At 48.9% G+C, this 472-nt stretch carries 1 pseudogene; it reads right to left on the reverse strand.

Annotated elements, in window-relative coordinates:
- A pseudogene (locus tag AB4486_RS23735) lies at window positions 1–472 on the reverse strand (sigma-54-dependent Fis family transcriptional regulator); the annotation flags it as partial.

Consider the following 472-nt stretch of genomic DNA (forward strand, 5'->3'; position numbering starts at 1 on the left):
GCTTGCTGCCAAGCGTGTTCTATCTGTTGTTCGCCATGGTGCAAATCGCACGATGCTGAAATGGAACGCGTGCGCTTGGTCGTTGTTTGTTTGAGGTGCTGTTTCTCAAACACAAAGGGCGTGTCTAATGAGGTTTGGTTGAAGAGAGTGTCGATGCACTCGCCGACGATTGAGGTTTGATCCAGCAGCTGAGAGGCAACTTGATTGTGCGCGACTACCTCGCCAGCTTCATTGGCTATCACTATCCCTTGCCAACCACTGTGTAGTAAAGATTTCTCACACGCAAGATCGATTCGAGTGGTGCCTTGTGGGATGTGGCTCAGTAGCTGGTTCTCAACAAGTTGAACCATATTTTGAACCAGTAATTGGACGGAACTGTCGTGTTGTTGCTGCTCACTGGTGATGTCCAATACGCCAACCATTTGACCTTGGTGATCGAACACTGGGCTTGCTGAACAGCTGATAAATCGAT

The organism is Vibrio sp. 10N.222.55.C6 (assembly GCF_041473395.1).
Lineage (GTDB): Bacteria > Pseudomonadota > Gammaproteobacteria > Enterobacterales > Vibrionaceae > Vibrio > Vibrio crassostreae_C.